Origin of the sequence: Mucilaginibacter sp. KACC 22773, from assembly GCF_028736215.1 — a bacterium.
GTDB lineage: Bacteria > Bacteroidota > Bacteroidia > Sphingobacteriales > Sphingobacteriaceae > Mucilaginibacter.
Genome location: NZ_CP117883.1, coordinates 3883371 through 3901182, shown reverse-complemented (window position 1 = coordinate 3901182; position 17812 = coordinate 3883371). Strand labels below are relative to the sequence as shown.

Annotated in this window: 12 protein-coding genes; 2 read left to right on the top strand and 10 right to left on the bottom strand. The window is 44.0% G+C overall.

The genetic code is table 11. The features are described 5' to 3' along the window. Nucleotides 1-33: 33 nt before the first annotated feature. From PQ469_RS16110 to PQ469_RS16100, 3 genes are all read right to left on the bottom strand, one after another. Complete coding sequence (locus PQ469_RS16110; protein ID WP_274208593.1) at nucleotides 34-1521, bottom strand: IS1182 family transposase; 1488 nt, start codon at nucleotides 1519-1521, stop codon at nucleotides 34-36. 227 nt (nucleotides 1522-1748) lie between these two features. Further along, nucleotides 1749-2102: a hypothetical protein gene (locus PQ469_RS16105; protein WP_274208592.1), complete on the bottom strand. Its 354-nt coding sequence runs from the start codon at nucleotides 2100-2102 to the stop codon at nucleotides 1749-1751. A 251-nt stretch (nucleotides 2103-2353) separates the two neighbouring features. Then, nucleotides 2354-2788, bottom strand: a complete 435-nt coding sequence (locus tag PQ469_RS16100; RefSeq protein ID WP_090649594.1) for a hypothetical protein — start codon at nucleotides 2786-2788, stop codon at nucleotides 2354-2356. Between the two features lie 289 nt (nucleotides 2789-3077). Between PQ469_RS16100 and PQ469_RS16095 the strand changes: the two genes are divergently transcribed. Both PQ469_RS16095 and PQ469_RS16090 read left to right on the top strand, forming a co-directional pair. Then, complete coding sequence (locus tag PQ469_RS16095) at nucleotides 3078-5090, top strand: glycoside hydrolase family 127 protein (RefSeq protein ID WP_274208591.1); 2013 nt, start codon at nucleotides 3078-3080, stop codon at nucleotides 5088-5090. Between the two features lie 550 nt (nucleotides 5091-5640). Next, complete coding sequence (locus PQ469_RS16090) at nucleotides 5641-7869, top strand: putative Ig domain-containing protein (RefSeq protein WP_274208590.1); 2229 nt, start codon at nucleotides 5641-5643, stop codon at nucleotides 7867-7869. A gap of 100 nt (nucleotides 7870-7969) precedes the next feature. Here the strand turns inward: PQ469_RS16090 and PQ469_RS16085 are convergent, their stop codons facing one another. From PQ469_RS16085 to PQ469_RS16055, 7 genes are all read right to left on the bottom strand, one after another. Further along, a complete protein-coding gene (locus PQ469_RS16085; RefSeq protein WP_274208589.1) occupies nucleotides 7970-8875 on the bottom strand; it encodes a hypothetical protein in 906 nt (301 codons plus the stop codon). Nucleotides 8876-9028: 153 nt separating this feature from the next. Then, the gene (locus PQ469_RS16080) at nucleotides 9029-9862 is read right to left on the bottom strand and encodes a sterol desaturase family protein (RefSeq protein ID WP_274208588.1); all 834 of its coding nucleotides are present in this window, start codon (nucleotides 9860-9862) and stop codon (nucleotides 9029-9031) included. Nucleotides 9863-10059: 197 nt separating this feature from the next. Further along, on the bottom strand, nucleotides 10060-11070 hold the full coding sequence (locus PQ469_RS16075; protein WP_274208587.1) for a fatty acid desaturase: 1011 nt from the start codon (nucleotides 11068-11070) through the stop codon (nucleotides 10060-10062). A gap of 119 nt (nucleotides 11071-11189) precedes the next feature. Then, nucleotides 11190-12191: a YncE family protein gene (locus tag PQ469_RS16070; RefSeq protein ID WP_274208586.1), complete on the bottom strand. Its 1002-nt coding sequence runs from the start codon at nucleotides 12189-12191 to the stop codon at nucleotides 11190-11192. A gap of 119 nt (nucleotides 12192-12310) precedes the next feature. Next, complete coding sequence (locus PQ469_RS16065; protein WP_274208585.1) at nucleotides 12311-15409, bottom strand: efflux RND transporter permease subunit; 3099 nt, start codon at nucleotides 15407-15409, stop codon at nucleotides 12311-12313. 178 nt (nucleotides 15410-15587) lie between these two features. Then, nucleotides 15588-16514, bottom strand: a complete 927-nt coding sequence (locus PQ469_RS16060; protein ID WP_274208584.1) for an efflux RND transporter periplasmic adaptor subunit — start codon at nucleotides 16512-16514, stop codon at nucleotides 15588-15590. A gap of 1 nt (nucleotide 16515) precedes the next feature. Beyond that, entirely contained in the window at nucleotides 16516-17751 is a 1236-nt protein-coding gene (locus PQ469_RS16055) for a TolC family protein (protein WP_274208583.1), read from the bottom strand. Nucleotides 17752-17812: the final 61 nt, after the last annotated feature.

The following is a 17812-nucleotide window of genomic DNA, read 5'->3' as shown; positions in this document are numbered from 1 at the left end:
GTGAGCCTGTTCGTCCGTTCTTTGAACTATTGATTAAAACGAAGTTAGGAAGTTCACAGCATGTTGCTGTTTGTATCCTATAAATTGCATGAACAACTGATTAAACAGACCTTTCAGGCCACCTATGGCCGGGATTGGCGCTGCTATCAGTGGCCCGAACTTACATTTGAGCAGTTTTTTGATATTATAAGCGGCGGCAGCCATAAGCATACATTTATTTGCTTGTTTAAGTCCTTTAGTGTTTATTCGGTCTAAGCTCGTGTAATTAATTAAGGAGCCGAATACCGGTTCGACTGTACTGGAGCGCAGCGACATCATCTGTTTACCTCTGGGGCTCTCTACCCGCCGTTGCATATATTCATAAAGCGGTTTGTCCGCAGAGTCAACCAGCTTCTTGAAGCCTTTTTTATTGGCGCAAATGTCCTTAAATGGACAGTTTTTGCAATCACTAATGCTGGACTCATAAATCTTCTTGAAAACAGTCGGTTCATTATAAGCAGATTCGATGCGTTTGAAGGGCAGATGGACACCCATTATACAAGTATACCGGTCATAGTTATCATCGTATATGAACCCTTCGCCTTCCCTTGAAGACTTATAAGTTCCGGGAGCAGGAATATATCCTTTCATACCATTGGCAGTTAATGCCCGTATAGCTTTACCGCTACTGTAGCCTGTATCTGCCAGAATTTCTTCAACCTGAATGCCATGGTCAGCCATGTTACCGGCAATCTGCGGTAGTATTACCGGCAAAGAACTGTTGTCAGCCTCGTTTCCCTTAAATGCCTGTATATAGGTTATGCAATGACTGGCTGTATCCACACTCATTTGCGACCGGTAATACAATCTCATCGGTTTACCTGGCTTGGTGGTTAAACGGGCATCCGGGTCTGAAGGGCTGAAGTGTGTTTGATTGGTCGGCGCAACGTCTTTATTCTTCGGCCCTTCATCATTGTCGCTTTTTGGCTCCTTCGGCTTTGCAGGATCATCCTCGATATTATCATTCAATTCCCGGCTGAACACAGATGCATCTTCCATCACTATCCGCTCAACCATACTTTGTTTAGCCGCATTGGCAGGTATTAAAGCACTGTCCACAGCTTGCCGTTTGCCGCTAATCATCCCGTTATTAATGCAAAGCTTCAGTACTTGCTTAAACAATTCAAGGAATGTTTCCTCTCCAAAAAGCTTGCGGGTGCGGCTTAACGTAGAATGCCACGGTAATTCCTGGCCAAGGTCATAACCGAGAAAATAAAGAATGTCCATCCGCATTCCCGATGAAATAACAATCCGGCGGTCGCTATTAATATTTTCGAGATAACCAACGAGCATCAATTTCATAAATACAACCGGGTCGATGCTTTTTTGACCTTCCTTGCCATAATACTTCAAAGTTGTCGGATACAAGAAGTCTAAATCAAGCAAACTTTTTAACCGACGGTAAAAATTATCAGCTGGTACGTAGTCGGAAAGCTGAAACTGTATGAACAAGCTTTCTTGGTGTATTTTCTTTCCTTGCATGTGCTAATATACTAATAATCAATATTTTAATCAATATTTCAAAGAACTTAATTCTAAAGCCACTGTTGGCTTGTTTAGTTGTGCAACAGTCACGCGAAGCGGAGAGAGGGGCAGACGGGCGTAGCCTCGTCGGGGTGAGTCGTAGCCGCCATGCGATATTCGTCAGTCTCCTCCCGAATTTAGCCGAATTGTATAACTTATAACGTCGCCCGCAACATAATTTAACGCTACTTCCTTTTCAGTGTAGTATGCACTTTAACCCCATTAGCCGCAATGTCCACGCCGATAGAATCGCCATAAAATTTGCCGCTGTGTGGTATTTCGATATCGCCAAGGGTAACCGTGAATGTGAATTTATCTCCGTTAATTTTACCGTCGTCAACGGGTAGTTCGCCTTTAGGGGTTTGTACGGTGCCGGTTAGTTTATCACCATCAATTTTAAAATGATAGGTTAAGGGATATTGGTCGCCATTCTCCATGGTTAAAATTCCGCCCCAGCTTCCGCTAAAATCGGCAATGGCAGCTAAACAGGCTAAAAAGCAGCAGCACAGGAATACAGTTGTTAAGAATTTTCTTTTCATAACGTGTTGTTTTTCTGTAGCTAAAAATACTGTTGCTATTAAAATTTATCATAAACAATAGGTTAAGTTTTAATGTATATGGAGAGGGGGGGGCGCAAGGTTAACATTCAAATGTAGAGACGCATAATTGCGTCTCCCACATGCAAATCGGTATTGCAAATCCTGAATGCCCTGTAATAGAGGTAATATTTATCGCTGGAAAATAAACGTAAGGCAGATTCCATCCGCCTCACGCAAAAAAATAAATAAGCCTACTCAAATTTATCTGCTATAACAAAGATTTTCATTCCCGGCTTTTCCTCGGCTTCAAACGTAAGCGTAACTTTGCCCGCTACGCCGGTGATAGTTATGGTTGCTGTTCTGTCATGACCATTGTCATCACTGAGTTTCGCTTTTATAACCGTTTTGCCGTCTTTAAAAGGCGTTTTCCAGTCGCAGGTTTTTGAACTGATTGGGCCCGACATCTTGTGATCGTCGCCACCGGGAACAATGGTTACATCTGTTTTAGTAATGGTAATAACCGTGTTTTCATCCCTGCTGTCAGTGTTGCCCTGGTCATCAACCTTACTTGTTTTTGATGATGTTAAGGTTACGGTTTGGTCGCACTGCGCAAAAACTGTTGTGCTGCCGGCTACCAGCAAAAAGATGATAATAACCGCTTTTTTTAAATCGAATGCTGTTTTCATATACTGATGATTAAGTTTAAAATAAAGGTAAGTGTTTTATATAGTATTATGCAATACAAAGTACTGTATAGAATATAAATAACTGATTATAAATGATATAAATTATTATTTCATTGATTTATCGCTTGAAGTCGATTTTACGGACGTGAGTTGTTGCTTATAGTATCAATATAGCAGCGGGTAATTTTCTGCTAATAACAGTTAAAATTAATTAGTGTGAAAACAACAATTAATGTACATTTGAAATGTAGTATCTTTATATTGTTATTGCCAATTATATTAACCCGTTATGCGTAAAAACATCTGTTTATTATTAGCTGTATGCTGCGGCTTTTCGGCCTTTGCACAAAAACAGCAGGATTATCCTATTCAGCCGGTTCCGTTTACCAATGTAAAACTGGCCGATCATTTCTGGAATTCGCGGATTGAAACCAACCGCACGGCCACTATTCCGGCATCGTTTACCCGTTGCGAAAGTACCGGCAGGGTAAAAAATTTCCAGATGGCCGCGGCCCGTTCGGGTAAATTTTGTACCACTTACCCCTTTGATGATACCGATATTTATAAAACTATCGAAGGCGCATCATATTCGTTAGCCGTACATCCTGATAAGCAGCTGGATCATTACCTCGATTCGATGATCACCATAGTAGGCAAGGCGCAGGAACCCGATGGCTACCTATACACCGCCCGCACTATCGATCCGATACATCCGCAAGCCTGGGCCGGCCCCGAGCGCTGGGTGAATGAGCAGAATATGAGCCACGAGCTTTACAATGCCGGCCATATGTACGAAGCCGCCGCCGCCCATTTTATGGCTACCGGCAAACGTAATTTCTTAAATATCGCCCTTAAAAACGCCGATTTGCTGGTACGTACTTTTGGCCCCGGTAAACGCACGGTTGCGCCCGGCCATGAAATTGTTGAGATGGGCCTGGTTCGCCTGTACCGTATCAGCGGCAAAAAGGAGTACCTTGACCTGGCCAAATTTTTTATTGATGCCCGCGGCCACAAGGAATACAACAAAAAAAGCAAAAATCCATTCGAAAACGGTGTTTACTGGCAGGATGATACCCCCGTTACCAACCAGGAGGAGGCCGAAGGCCATGCTGTACGGGCAATGTACCTGTATTCGGGCATGACAGATGTTGCAGCCCTCACCGGCGATAAAGAGTATATCGCCGCTATTGACAAGATCTGGGATAACATGGTGAGCAAAAAGATATACGTACAGGGCAGTATAGGCGCCGTGGGCGATGGTGAACGCTTTGGCGGCAATTACGAACTGCCAAACACAACCGCTTACAACGAAACCTGCGCGGCTATAGGCAATGTTTTCTGGAACCAAAGGATGTTTTTATTGCACGGCGATTCAAAATATATCGATCTGTTAGAGAAAACCCTGTATAACGGCTTAATCTCGGGTGTTGGGCTCGATGGTAAATCTTTCTTTTACACCAATGCTATGCAAATCCGCGATAGCTTTACCCATCCGGATATTGAGCGTGAGCGCTCGGGCTGGTTTACCTGCTCCTGCTGCCCAACCAATATCGTACGGTTAATTCCGTCTATCCCCGGTTATATGTATGCCCAAAATGGCAAGGATGTGTATGTAAACCTGTTCATCAGCGGATCGGCAAATTTGAAGGTTGGCGAAAAGGCGCTTAAAATTACCCAGCAGAATAATTACCCCTGGGAGGGCGGTTTGGTATTCAACATCGATCCTGCATCGGCTATGGATATGAACCTCAGGATCCGTATTCCGGGCTGGGCACAGAATAAAGCTATCCCATCCGATTTGTACAGCTACGAGAAATCATCGGCACAAAAAATAGAAATAAAGGTAAACGGTAAAGCCGTTGATTACCAGATGGACCATGGCTATGCGGTGATCAGCAAAAAATGGAAAAAGAACGATAAGATAGAGCTTACCCTGCCTATGGATGTGCAACGTGTAATAGCCAACGAAAAACTGGCCGACGATAATGGCAAAATCGCCCTCCAGCGCGGCCCTATCATGTATTGCGCCGAGTGGAAAGATAATGCCGGCAAGCCAAGCAGTTTTATTATCCCTAAAAATGTTGTTTTTACCCCAACCTATAATGCCGATTTGCTAAACGGCGTAATGACATTAAAGGCCGATGTAAAAAGTGTTAATGTTGATGAAGCTAATCAGAATGTGAGCACTGTTACCAGCACGCTAACCGCTATTCCATATTACTCATGGGCAAACCGCGGCAAAGGCGAGATGACCGTTTGGTTCCCCGAGCAGGTGAAGTATGTGGATTTGTTGAGTAAGTAAAAGCCGGCCTGGTCGTTGTCGTTAAATTGATGTCCTAAACTACCGTCATAGCGAGTATCCATCAGCTTCGGCTGGAAAAAACAGTAATGACATGGTTGCAAATGGGGTTATTCTGGGTACCATCAGATTTGCGCTTCCTTTTAAAAAGCGGTGGAAAAGTGCGATTCCCCTCTTGAGAGGGGCGGAGGGGTGTGTTATGCACGCGCAATGAAACGCGGAAAAACACACCCCTGCCAACGCACCTCCTACCGCGCCCCCTCTCGAGAGGGGAATAAAAAATACGCTTGATAATCAACGCATTATAATCATGTCATTATAAGGTACGAAGCAATCCCGAACTATGTGAGACTTAGCACGTAGGGGATTGCTTCGTACCTCGCAATGACGATTTTAGACTATTCCCATTTTTAATAAATGTTACACATACATTTCTATTTTCTGGAAATCTTTATACCTTTAAAAAGTATAAAAAACCAGTAAACCATTCTGAACCAATTGCAGGCCGCCTTAATTTATGGCGACTTTTAATGGTATCATTAAAACATTAATTATGATAAGAAAAATTTTTACCATGTTATTCCTTGCGACGGGTTTCCTGACAGCTTCGGCGCAGGAGGTTTCCATTAGCAAAGGCTGGAAATTTACAGTCGGCGATTCGGCCCAGTGGGCGTCGCCAACTTATAACGACCAGCACTGGCAGGTTGCCAACCTTAACGACAACTGGGAACGCCAGGGCCATCCCAATTATGATGGCTTCGGTTGGTACCGTACCAAAGTGGTTATTCCTTCGTCATTAAAAGATAAATCGTATCTGAAAGATAGCCTCCGCTTAAATTTAGGTACTGTTGATGATAATGATGAGGTTTACCTTAACGGTAAACTGGTAGCCAAATATGGCGGTTACGGCGGTACTATAAAAGATGGCCATTATGGCGGCCGCTCATATACCATAGCAGCAAACAATCCCGCTATTTTGTGGGATAAAGAAAACGTGCTGGCAGTACGGATATTTGATACCGGCGGCGATGGCGGTTTGGTAACCAGCGGCTACGGCAGCACATTTAACATCACCATGGCCGATGTAATGGACCATGTGGCTGTAAATACCGAGGCCGATTTTGTTTACGGCGACAACAACAGCCTTAGCAAAAGTGTTAAACTACACACCACAAATGCTTACCAATACAGCGGCACCCTTGCATTTAAAGTAACCGACCCGGAAAACGGTACCGTGCTTTACGAAAAAACAAATCCGGCCAATTTTACCAGTGGCAAGCCGTTTACCTACTCGTTTTCGATAGCGCGCCTGGCAAAAAGATCATATACTATCAGCTACACTTTTACCGATACCAAATCAGGAAAATCGATAGTACAGACAGAAACTACGCCCTATATTTTAACGCCTTACCCAACGGCTAAGGTGAAAATTAATGGTGCCGATGTATTTGGCGCCCGGCCGGGCCACCCATTTCTTTACCTGATACCTGCTACAGGTAAAAGGCCATTATTGTACAAGGTTGCAGGGCTTCCAGAAGGTTTAAAGGTAGATGCCGCAACCGGGGTAATCAGCGGTTCGGTAGCGCAAAAGGGTAACTACCCGGTAACTTTTACGGTAAGCAATAGCCTTGGTGCTAAAACAAAACAATTTGCCATTAGCATTGGCGATAATATTGGCTTAACCCCTGCTTTAGGCTGGAACAGCTGGAACGCCTGGGGCCTGAGTGTTAACGACGAAAAGGTACGCATATCTGCCAAAGCCATGATTGATAAACTGAGCGCGCACGGTTGGGCTTATATTAATATTGATGATGGATGGGAAGCGGAAAACCGCGCTGCTGATGGCAAAATTGTAGCCAATAGCAAATTCCCCGATATGAAAGGTCTTACCGATTTTGTACATGGTTTAGGCTTGCGCATGGGTATTTATTCGTCGCCGGGCCCGCGTACCTGCGGTGGGTTTTTAGGCAGCTGGCAGCATGAAGACCAGGATGCCCAAACCTACGCCGACTGGGGTATCGACTATTTAAAATACGATTGGTGCTCATACTCGGATATTGCACCCAAACCCGACCTTGATGGACTGAAAAAGCCTTACCAGGTAATGCAGGCCGCATTAGGTAAAGTAAACCGCGATATCATGTATAGCCTTTGCCAGTACGGCTGGGGCAATGTATGGGAGTGGGGTGCCGATGTAAACGGCAATAGCTGGCGCACAACAGGCGATATCCAGGATACCTGGCAAAGTATGTCAACCATCGGCTTTAACCAGGGACAGGCAGCGCCACATGCCCAGCCCGGCCATTTTAACGATCCGGATATGCTGGTTGTTGGCAAAGTAGGATGGGGCCCAAGCCTGCATAACACCAGGCTTACGTTTGATGAGCAGTATACACATATCAGCTTGTGGAGCCTGTTGGCATCGCCTCTGTTAATTGGTTGCGATATGGGGCACCTGGATGCCTTTACGTTAAGCCTGCTTACCAACGATGAAGTACTGGCAATTGACCAGGACGCATTAGGTAAAGGCGCAAGCCAATATATCAAAAAAGATGATTACCAGGTTTGGGTAAAAGAGTTGAAAGATGGCGGCAAGGCAATCGGCCTGTTCAATACATCCGATAAATACCAGACCATAAGCCTTGATAAAGCCGATCCTGCTATAGCAGGTTATACCAAATTCAGGGATGCCTGGCAGCAAAAGTATATTGTGGTTACCGGCAATGCCTTAACCGCTAAAGTTGCACCACATGGTGTGTTGTTGTTGAGGGTAGAAAAATAGCCCGGGAGCAACGTTTGCTGCCGGCAACTTAATAGAAAATGCCTGTGAAGTTTTATATTTCACGGGCATTTTTTATTTGGTGCTTTAACTCGCTATCGATTTATTTTTCCGGGCTATCGTAATAGTAAATGGGCGAAAATACGCCCTCGCTTGTAGTATAGTATCCTTTGCCATCGGGTGTAAAACCTATGGCTTCACCTTGTTTTTCAATAGTGTAAGGCAGCTCCCTTGGTTTCCTGGCCATGGCATCCCATACATGCTCATGGGGCTGGCGTTGCCAATAGTAAACCTTTTCGTAGCTTTTTAGCAGAATCTGCTTGCCGTCTTTGGAGATATCACCCGCGGTGATCCATTTAAAAGGTTTAAAACCGGGGAAAAATAATTTGGTATGCCTGGTTAAGGTAAGCGTATCATTGGCTTTATAACTTAATGGCGCCGTATACACAGCCACGGTGTCGCCACGCTTGGTTACAATATATAAAAGCTTTTCAAGCGGGTCAATCATTAACGTTTCAGCATCTTTCGGACCATCCGGATACTTTAAATTAACAGCTACGGGTACGGCATGTGTTGTAGTATCCTGTGCCCATAAGGTGTTTTCCAAAAAACGGTAAACAGTAATTACCTTCCGATTTTGAGCGTTATCGCCAATATCGCCGAGATAAACATAGCTTTTGCCTTTTTGCGGACCAGGGCCAACGGCAATATCCTCGCAGTCCTGAACACCTGATTGTATATTCTTGTCTCCCTTAAAATAAATGGTGGCCTTTAATTTGCCTTCAGGATTTATCGAAAAAAAACGGCTGGTATCACCGCTGTCATTATGTACATAATATACATCGGGGTTGATAGATGAAGCCGCTATTCCCGATGTTTCGTCCATTAGCTTGTTGCTCAACGTGCCGCTTATTGGTTTTTTATCCAATAAACGGTGCTTGGCATATGCGCCTAAAAATAGCAGCATTACAAAGGGTATCAGGATCTGTAATTTCTTTCTTCGGCTCATGTTAATGTTGCAAATAATAACGCAAATAAATCATATTAGTATGAAGTTCGCATTAGTTAAATGCAATTTTTAACAAACTATGCAAAAATAAGGCCGAAAAAAGGATGCTGCCTTGATGTACCATTTGCTCCCAAATGGGAAGTATCCTACAATTTACACTTTTTTACGCCTTTGGGGATGATCGAATTTTTGAAACGGAAGTTTTAATACATTTAAAAATCTACCATTCAGATTTTCGTCCATGTGGGTGTCAATGCCAAAAATGATATCTTTCCTATCCACATTGGTATAGGTGCCAAACAGTCTGTCCCAAATGCTTAACACATCACCATAGTTACAGTCGGTGTAAGGCAGCTGGTAGTGGTGGTGTACGTGATGCAGGTTGGGGGTAATAAATACCAGGCCGATAATTTTGTTGAGCCTTGAAGGTAGCTGGAACTCGGTATGGGCGACAATATTTGAAAACGACTGGAAGGTTTGCCTTAATATCAAAACGCTGATGGCTGGTCCACAAATAAATACCCAAAGCATTAAAAAACAGGTGCGGATGCACGTTTCACAAGGATGTTCCCTGATGGTGGTAGATACATCCACCTTCAGATCGCTGTGGTGCACCAGGTGAAATTTCCACAACGGCTCTATCTTATGCATGGTAACATGGTAAACATATTCGCAAAAATCCATCATCATAAACATCACGATGTAATATACCCATGGATTGGTATGAAAAGGGATAAAATTGATAAGCCCCCAATGGTGGGCAGTAGCCCAGCCGGATATTAAAACTACAAACGTGGTTAATACCAGTTGGATAGGCAGGGCAGTAAATATGAATAAGGTGTTGACCGAGGTGTGTTTCCATTTGATCTTTATTCCGTCAAAAGAGGCCAGCATTTCGGCAAACCACAGACCCGTAATTACACAGGCGTATAAAAGTACTTGCGTAAGGTCTTCGTGCTGAGAAAAAAATAAGCTCAGTTTGTGCATAGTCAAATTAAAATAGAGATTTAAAGATAATAACTTTGTTACAATTACCTTAATCCTATGTTAATTCTTCATTAAATATTCATTTTTCTGTCAAAAAAAATGAGCATAATTTCGATTGGTTTTAGCTTGTAAGCAATTAGCAGCCAGTAGAGTGTGATAAAACAAGAAAGGGCATTGATGAAATGCCCTTTCTTGTTTTAGTGTTCTTTTACCATTTCCATTTCCACATCGGGCTTGGATACATCGGTGAGTGCAACCCGGCCGCGGTCCTTACGCAGGATGCGGTTAAAAAGGGAAATTTCTCTGTCAAAAAGAAACCGGAAAAATAGTTTGGTCCATGAGGTATGATAATATAGCGTATCATAAAATTCAGGAGCGGTTTTCTTGATCTCGGGTAATTTATTCCAGGGGATAGACGGAAAATCGTGGTGCTCGTTATGGAAGCCTACATTGAAAGCCACCGCGTTGAAATTACCATAGTAACTGTAAGTTTCCTGCTCCACGCTGTGGGTAAGGTAATGCTCCTGTATCCAGCGTGCGCCAAGCGGGTGCAGGCCTACCGAGAAGGAAAAGCTAAGCAGTAAAAACGCTACCGAATGCCAGCCCATAAAGTAAGCAATAGCGGTGGTAAAAATAACCTGCAACAAAAAGTTGGTAATTATCCAGCCATCAATAGGATGTATCTCTCTTAAGCGTGATAGACGGAAAAGCTGGAATACCGGGAAAAACAATAACCAAAGCGCTTTGCCAAAAAACGAATTGCTGATGAGTTTTGCTTCCCATTTGTTTGGCAAATCGGCATCCAGTTCATGCACACCCTGAAAGGAGTGGTGCTTGATATGGTATTTTTCGAACGAGATTGCGCTTGGCAATATTTGCGGCAAATTGGCAAACATAGAAGCCCAACGATTGGCGTTACGGTTTTTAAACAGCAATTGGTGGGTACATTCGTGAATCATCACAAACAATGCATGATCGGCAAAGGCGCCCAACAGGTAGGCTGCACCAAATACCCACCACCATGATTGATCGCGCAGAAACCAGGCTAAAACTACCTGGAACGCTACCAAACCAATAATGGCAAATATGGTATTGGGATTTTTACCTATCAGCTTACGCAATTGCGGAAACTGCTTTAAAATTTTTTTTGTACGGATACGATGTGGTTCAGACTCGGAAGAATAAACAAAATCAGTTCTTTTAATCATATAATATGTAAACGTTAAATATAGGAATAACGTTTTGAAAATATCATTTTGCAGTCAAAATAAAAGTTAGATACTTGAAATTCACAAACATTTCATGATTTTTTTATATAAAAATAAGCTTACTGTAGCTTGTAAACCAGTGCTTTAAAGGTGCCGGGCAGTGCTTTGCGTGTGCCTGGCTCAAACTCGGCCACGCTTAAATAAATTTTGTGAGTTTTGGTGTCCAGCGCCAAAGTTTTAGCACGCACCGCAGTTTTTAACGTTTGAATAACGCTATAATCGTCTGCCGATTTTTGTTTGATAATGGTGGTTGTGCCATCACCATTGGAGCAAAATATAAGCTTGGTTTCAGCATCATAAGCCACAGCATCAACGCCTGCGCCAATTGGTATGGTGGCAGTTACTTTACCCGTGTTGATATCAACAACACTCATCCCCTTATTTTCGCGGCAAACAGTAAATACCCGCTGGTTGGCAGCATCTAAAGCAAGGCCGGTAGGGCCGCCACATGGCGTCAAGGGGTAGTTTTTAATTACCTTTAGGGCTTTGCTGTCAATAACGTTCAGGCTGTTTTTATCTTCCAGGTTATTATATATTTTGCCTTTGCCATCTGGTACCGCAAATTCGGGGCCTCCGCCCAGGGCCACTGTGCCAACCTGTTTTAAAGTTTTTGGGTCGATAACCGAAGAGTTATTGCTTTCGCCGTTGAAGCTGAAAATACGATCTGAATAAGAATCATACATAATAGCATCCGGCCCTTTAGCATCGGTAAGTGGGATAGTAGTGATTGTTTTCAGGGTTTTAATATCGAAAGCAACCACCGCGTTGGCCTTGCCATCGGTAATAAAGCCGCGGTTTAGTTTATTTACTATGGCAATACCGTGTATGCCTTTCATGTTATCAATGGAGCCCACTTCTTTATCGGTTGCCATGTCAATAACGTTTACCTGGGTGCCATGCGATACATATAAACGGTTGTTTACTTTATCAATGGCCAGGTAATCGTACCCGCCATCGCCGGTCAGTGCGATGGTTTTATCAGCCGCGTAGGTTTGGGCTTTTAGGCTAAACGGTGCTAAACCGATTATTGCTACGATAAAAGTTAAAATTTGTTTTTTCATTTTGATAGATCTGAATTTGCAATGAAATTACTTTGCGAATCTGTAGAAATATTGGTTTATGTAAGCTAAAAGCAGAAGGCCCAAAGCCAAAAGCTTATATCAGATTTGTTTATTTAGCATTATTTACCAGGTTGTGGATTAATTGAATGTGCATCATGCTCCCCCGCCGGCGGTACAAATCCATTACGGTACAAAATACGCAGCATGGCAGGCAGTACAATTAATAATAACGGCAACGCAGCCAAAAAGCCGCCTATTACAGCAATAGCCAAAGGCTGGTGCAGTTGTGCCCCGGCACCAATGCCCAAAGCTAAAGGCATTAAGGCGATAATTGCGCCTAAAGCAGTCATCAGTTTGGGGCGTAACCTGGTACTTATGGCGTAGGTTACAGCATAATCAATTGGGTTATCAAGCGCGCATTGTTTAAACTGAAGAAAGGTGAAAATGGCGTTTTCGCCAATGATGCCTACAATCATGATTAAGCCTGTGTAGCTGCCTACATTTAGCGGGGTACCTGTTACGTATAAGGCTAAAAAGCTGCCGCCTATGCCTAAAACACCCAAAACCAAAATAAGCAATGCTATCCTGAACTGTTTAAACAGGAACAGGATTACCGCGAAAACCAATAAGCTGGCCACTATTAATATGATAAGCAATTCTTTAAACGATTGCTGTTGCTCGGCATAAGCGCCGCCATATTCAACATGGTAGCCTTGCGGCAGGCTTACGTTTTGTGCGATGGCTTTTTTTATGGCCGGTATAGCCGTACCTAAGTCGGTGCTATCCAGGCGGGCGGTTACAATATTTAAATTTTGCAGGTTTTCGCGGTTTATTTCGGCATCGCCGGGTTTTAGGTTTACCTGGGCCAGTTCGCTGATGGGCACCAGCCTGCCGTTTGGTAAAAATATGTTCAGGTTGTTTATCCCTGTAACGGTTAAAGCCCGGTTGCCGGGATAAACCATGCGGATAGGGGATAGCTGTTCCCGCTCAAGCAGGGTACCTATTACATTGCCTTCCAACGCTGTTTGGGTTTGCAGCTGCAAACTTGCTGCGGTTATATTATACTGCGCCAGTGTTCCATAGTGCGGGTCGATACTTACCGAGGGGCCGGCTATAACTATGCCCGGCAATACATCGGCAGTACCTTTTACTTTTTCAACCTGGGCGGCTATTTGTTTCGACAGGATGTTCAGCCTTTTGGGGTCATCTCCAAAAAGTTTAATTTCAATAGGCTCGGCACTGGTGGTCAGGTCGCCCAGCATATCGGTTATTACCTGGCCAAATTCAACTACCAGGGCAGGCTGTGTTTGGGCAATTTTATTACGCAACTCGCCAATCACCTCTTCGGTTGTTTTATCGCGCGTTTTCTTTAGCTGAATGAGGTAATCGCCGCGGTTTGGCTCGGTAATAAAAAAGCCCATTTGGGTGCCTGTTCTGCGCGAATAGGTGGCAACTTCGGGTTGTTTAATAATGATCTTTTCTATTTCGCGCAGTATCCGGTCGGTTTCTTCCAGTGAGGTACCGGGCGGCGAGTTATAGTCAAGTACAATGCTGCCCTCGTCCATATCTGGTAAAAAACCGGTTGCCAACTGTGAAGGCACCAACACAATAATACCGGCTAAGGCAATCATAATAATGAGGGCTACATACGGGCGAAGAATAAGAAAACTAACCCAGCGTTGCTGCTTTACAGGGTGGGGCTGTTCCTGTTTTGCTTTCGCGATGTTCTTAAATTTAGGTTTAGGCGTAAGCAGCAGATATATTACCGGCAAGCCTATCCAGGTTACAAAAAACGAACATACCAGCGTAATGATCATGGTATCGGTAAGTACTTTAAAATAAGCACCCGCCACACCACTCATCAGCACAAACGGAATAAAAATAACAATGGTGCTGATAGATGACCCCAGCATAGCCGGGAACAAATAATCAATCGCCTTTTGTACCAGGTGCCGGCTCAGCTCATCCGGGTACTCTTCATGCGTGCGGTGAATTTGTTCAACCACTACAATGGCATCATCAATAATTAAGCCCAACGAGGCTGCAATAGCGCCCAGGGTCATGATATTAAAGGTATAACCCAGGCCATAAAGCACCAGCAAGGTTAATCCCAAGGTTACCGGAATGGTAATTAATATGGTAGCACTTGCCTTTAACGATCGTAGAAAAATAACAGCCACAATAATAGCAAGCAGTAAACCTATCCATAAGCTGTCGCTCACGCTTTTTACCGAATCGTTTACAAAATCGGCCTGTACATAGTAGGGTTTTATGGTTACGCCGCCGGGTAGTATTTTTTGTAATGCCTGTATTTTATCGGCCATATCGTTTGATACCGATATCAGGTTGGCATTTGGTTGTTTAATAACGGCTATCAATACACCATCATGGCCATTGGCATTAATGCGGGTGTATTCAATGCCTTCGTTTATGTTAATGGTTGAAAAATCCTTTAGCCTGAGTACCCTTTTACGGTTATTGCTGATCACCAGGTTTTCCAGCTGATCTTTGGTGTTGATGGTGGCATCGGTAACGGTTAGGTACAGCATTTTATAATCGGACAGGTAGCCGCCCGATTTAACAAAATTGGTGGTAGCCAGCGTACTGCTGATGATATCGGGCGTAATGCCAAGCGAGCTCATTTTTCTTTGATCGAGCGTAAGCCAGTATTCCTTTAATTTACCGCCGATAACCCTGATCTCGGATACGCCATCAACCTGCGATAAAAATGGTTTTACGGTATAGGTGGCTATCTGCCTGAGCTCGATGGGCGATTTGGTATGGCTCTCCAGCGTATACCCGCTTACCGGTAGGATAGAAGGGTTCATCTTCTCAACCGAAATATTAACGTCGGGTGGTAAATCGTTCTTGATCTGATCGATGCTTGATTGGATGCGCTGCTGGCTCAGGTCGATATCCGCGCTCCAGTTAAACAGGGCCGATATTTCGCAGCTGCCGCGGCTGGTTGTACTGCGCACCAATTGCAGATCGGGCACTTGTTTAATGGCATTTTCCAGCGGCTTGGTAACCGTAACCATCATTTTGTTTACCGGCTGCAGGCCTTGATCGGCAATGATCTTGATTTTGGGGAAAGTAATTTCCGGGAACAGCGAGGTTTGCAACCTGGAATAGGCAAACAAGCCCCCCATAATAAATATGAATAGTACCAGCCCCAAAGGCTTGCGGTGCGATATGAAAAAGTTTTTACCGGCGCTCATGAGTGTTTGGTTAGATTAGACATGGCGGTTAGACTCACCCCGACTACGCTACGCTGGCCGACCCTCTCTCCGGCTGCGCCGCAAAGAGGGTAAGAGAAAATTACAGATTTAAACCCCTCTATGCGCGAAGCGGAGAGAGGGGTGACGAGCGTAGCGATGTCGGGGTGAGTCGTCTTCATTATTGCACAATTTTAACTTTGGCCGTATCGGTTAACCCGTAGTTGCCCGTTACCACAATTTGGTCCTTTGCCGAAAATTTGGGCGTTAATATTTCAACCCTGTCGCCGGTCTCAATCCCTTTGGTTATCGGGGTTTTAACAGCAGTTGTTGGGTTAATAAGTTTCATCACCCAGAAATCAGTCTGCGTTTCGTTGGTTAATATGGCCGATTTAGGCAGCGACGAGGTGTTTGATCGTAACGACCGAATGATCCTTGCCTTGGCCACTAAATTTTCGGGTATGGTGTTTGCGCTGTTTACTTTGATAACCATGCCCTGTGTTTGCGACAGGGTATCAACAGATGGCATTTCAGACGCTACCTGCCCATCCAGCTTATCGCCGCCGGGCAAAATGAGTTGTATACCCTGGCCAATTTTAACATACCGGCGCATTTCATAAGGTAACTGCATCACAAAAGCAAAGCTCGAGCGGTCGCTAATAATGGCCAGCTGTTCGCCATCTTGCACGTAATCGCCCTTTTGGTGGGCCAATTGGGTAAGGTATCCGCTGCCCGGGGCTTTGATGCGATTAACGCCCGAAAATTTAAAAGTAGTATCTAATATATTGATGCTGTTGCCAATGCTTTGCGCTTCTTTGGTTTTAATGGTAAAAACGGTTGATCCTTTAGCAACGTAATGGCCCAGTTGGGTATTAACACCTTCAATATACCCGTTGGCATTTGCCTTTACCACATTTTTTTGCAGGAATATAGATGTAGCGCTCACATCAAAATAGTCAACCATCGAGCTATCGGTAACGGTGGTTACCGTAACAGGGGTTTGCGATGCCACGGCCGCATCTTCGCCGTCGGCAGGCTTATCGGCGCCCTTGCATGAAAACAGCAGGAACGGCAGGCAGGCAAATAGGTATATATGTTTAAATTTCATATTATCGGTTCCAGTAGTTTAGCTGGTTAATAAGCTGCAGATTGGTAATGTTGGTTTGTGTTTTTAAATTTTTGATGCTCAGGTAATTGTTGATGGCCAATATCAGATCGGCAATGCGTAAATCGCCGGTTTGCATGAGCTTGGTATCAACCTTTATCAGGCTTTCAGAGAATTTCATTTGCTCATCAATATCGGCCAGTAATTTTTGGTTACCATCAATTTGTTGATTTAGCTGCGCAATTTGCTGGCGGTATTGTACATCAAAAAAGGCCTTATAAGTACGGCGGGTATCCTCTTCAAGGGATAATTTACGGTATTGCAGCTTACGCTGGCCACCATCATATATTGGCAGGCTAAAACTAAAGCCAACACTTACCCCCCAGTTTTTATAGGGCTGCGATGCAAAATCGGAGTTGTAGCCACCATCGGCCAGTAAATTGATTTTGGGCTTGTAAGTAAAATCGACCAAAGTTTTGCTGTTTACCAGTTTCAGGCTATCTAATTTATACTGGCTAAAAAATATACTGTTGCTAATATCGGCCTTTATCATTTTATGCAGGCCGGGTTCCTGCAGTTCGGCATAACTGGTATCGGCCACACCAGTTAAATAGTTAAGTGTAGCAAAATCGTTTTTGTACAACATGCGCGATTGCTGTAAAGCCAGTTGCTGCTGTTTTAAGGTGACCAAAAAAGTAAGGTAATCGCTTTGGTGGTACACGTTGGTACGGGTGAGTTTTTTTAGCAGCGTTTCTTCCTGGTTAAGCAGATCAATAACTTCCTGGTTAAATTTTACCTGCTGCAGATCGCCGTAGGCGGTAATGTATTGGGCTGTAATGGCCTTTTTTAAGTCCTGCTCAGATATTTTGGCACTGTTACTTACCGATTGCGAAAGCAAGGTGATAGCCGCAAGCTGGGCTGCTATATTTTTTTTGCTATCTAAGGATTGGTTTACGCCCATTAAGGCATTTAAGGTATGCTCGTTGGTAATGGCACCCGCGTAGCCAAAACCCCCAACCACCGGCGAGTAATTACCGGCACTGGTGGCATTTACCTGCGGCTTGTACTGCGCCCGGATGCGCAAGCTATCTAACTGGTTGTTGGCAACCTGGTTGCGTAAATCTTTTAACAGCGGACTGTTATTTTGGGCAAGTTCTAAATAATGATCAAGCGTGTACGTTTGAGCGCTTGCAGCAGTGTAGGTAATTGTAAATAATAGAAGGCCGAAAAACCACTTCATTAACTGATGGATAAGTTCAATTTAAACATAGCTAAAGTATAGCATAAATCTGTAAAAATTT

Excerpts from the sequence above, each read along its gene's own strand:
- PQ469_RS16110 (WP_274208593.1), bottom strand. The coding sequence starts at position 1,521 with ATGCAAGGAAAGAAAATACACCAAGAAAGCTTGTTCATACAGTTTCAG.
- PQ469_RS16105 (WP_274208592.1), bottom strand. The coding sequence starts at position 2,102 with ATGAAAAGAAAATTCTTAACAACTGTATTCCTGTGCTGCTGCTTTTTA.
- PQ469_RS16100 (WP_090649594.1), bottom strand. The coding sequence starts at position 2,788 with ATGAAAACAGCATTCGATTTAAAAAAAGCGGTTATTATCATCTTTTTG.
- PQ469_RS16095 (WP_274208591.1), top strand. The coding sequence starts at position 3,078 with ATGCGTAAAAACATCTGTTTATTATTAGCTGTATGCTGCGGCTTTTCG.
- PQ469_RS16090 (WP_274208590.1), top strand. The coding sequence starts at position 5,641 with ATGATAAGAAAAATTTTTACCATGTTATTCCTTGCGACGGGTTTCCTG.
- PQ469_RS16085 (WP_274208589.1), bottom strand. The coding sequence starts at position 8,875 with ATGAGCCGAAGAAAGAAATTACAGATCCTGATACCCTTTGTAATGCTG.
- PQ469_RS16080 (WP_274208588.1), bottom strand. The coding sequence starts at position 9,862 with ATGCACAAACTGAGCTTATTTTTTTCTCAGCACGAAGACCTTACGCAA.
- PQ469_RS16075 (WP_274208587.1), bottom strand. The coding sequence starts at position 11,070 with ATGATTAAAAGAACTGATTTTGTTTATTCTTCCGAGTCTGAACCACAT.
- PQ469_RS16070 (WP_274208586.1), bottom strand. The coding sequence starts at position 12,191 with ATGAAAAAACAAATTTTAACTTTTATCGTAGCAATAATCGGTTTAGCA.
- PQ469_RS16065 (WP_274208585.1), bottom strand. The coding sequence starts at position 15,409 with ATGAGCGCCGGTAAAAACTTTTTCATATCGCACCGCAAGCCTTTGGGG.
- PQ469_RS16060 (WP_274208584.1), bottom strand. The coding sequence starts at position 16,514 with ATGAAATTTAAACATATATACCTATTTGCCTGCCTGCCGTTCCTGCTG.
- PQ469_RS16055 (WP_274208583.1), bottom strand. The coding sequence starts at position 17,751 with ATGAAGTGGTTTTTCGGCCTTCTATTATTTACAATTACCTACACTGCT.